Origin of the sequence: Psychrobacter sp. FME13 (assembly GCF_014861395.1) — a bacterium.
In the GTDB taxonomy this organism is placed as follows: Bacteria; Pseudomonadota; Gammaproteobacteria; order Pseudomonadales; family Moraxellaceae; genus Psychrobacter.
This window is the reverse complement of record NZ_RRYV01000308.1, coordinates 1-1,171: the sequence shown is the minus strand read 5'-3', so window position 1 is coordinate 1,171 and position 1,171 is coordinate 1. Positions and strand designations below refer to the sequence as shown.

The window sequence follows — 1,171 nt, the reverse complement described above, 5'->3', positions numbered from 1 at the left end:
TAGGTGCTAATAAAATGGAGTTTAAAGGGCTCAGTGCAGCAAAGGCGCAGGTATATAATTCTGACGGAGATATAAATACGACGATTGGATACGTTGCTGATGATAATGAAAGAGTCTCTATGGAAGTAGGGCTGAACAGCAATTTTTCGACAGGAGCTATTGAGCATCAGCTTGCGGCGAATGTTACCCGTTACAATGAAGAGTACAATTTAAATGCTAAGTCCTTTGACGCCACTTATACATATGACACTAATATTTATAATCCAGTATGGGAAACACCTAGCCTAAACTTTGATGTGCCGTTGTTATTGACGACTGACACAAATTTGACCAGCTACGGAATTGCAGACACTTTATCGTTTGATCAGGATAAATACCAACTCACCTTAGGTGCTCGGTATCAGCAGCTAGAAACAGAACAAACGGGAGGTATCTTATCCTCAGGTACTAAGTATGATGAAAGCGCTATAACGCCGTCAGTGGCGTTTCTTACAAAAATGACAGATCAAACTTCTTTGTATGCGAACTATATAGAAGGACTAAGCAAAGGCGCTACAGCACCAACAAGTGCAGAAAATTCAGGTGAAATATTTGCTCCTTATAAAACGAAACAAAAGGAAATAGGAATAAAAATGGATCGTGGCGAGTTTACTCATACCCTTAGTCTCTACGAAATTGAAAAACCCAATAGTTATACCGATACAGATACCAATGTTTTCTCTTATGCTGGTGAACAGCGTAATCGAGGTGTAGAGTGGGGGTTCTTTGGCTCGCCTGCTGAGAGTGTACGCTTGATGGGTGGTATTACCTATATTGATGCGAAGTTAACTAAAACAAATGATGGTGTTAATGAAGGCAATCAAGCTGCAGGTGTTCCAAAGTGGCAATCTAAAATTGGGGCAGAGTGGGATTTACCTTTTATAGAAAATCTAACGCTAACAGCGAATGCAAATGCCGTATCTAAACAATATCTTGAAAATGATAATATACAGTCGTTACCAGGTCACACCACATACGATATTGGAGCACGTTATCTAACTTCTGTTAATCAAACCCCTCTTACCATTCGAGCACGTGTTGATAACGTGATGAATAAGGCATACTGGACAACGGCATCTTACAACGATCTTGCCTTAGGTGATCCGCGTACATTTATGCTTTCAGCAACGAT

The 1,171-nt window shown here is 40.3% G+C and carries 1 protein-coding gene; it reads left to right on the top strand.

The annotated features are described in order from the left end of the window. Nucleotides 1-1,171: TonB-dependent receptor (locus EI164_RS16220; RefSeq protein WP_192521004.1), on the top strand; the 1,171-nt coding region annotated here is incomplete at both ends.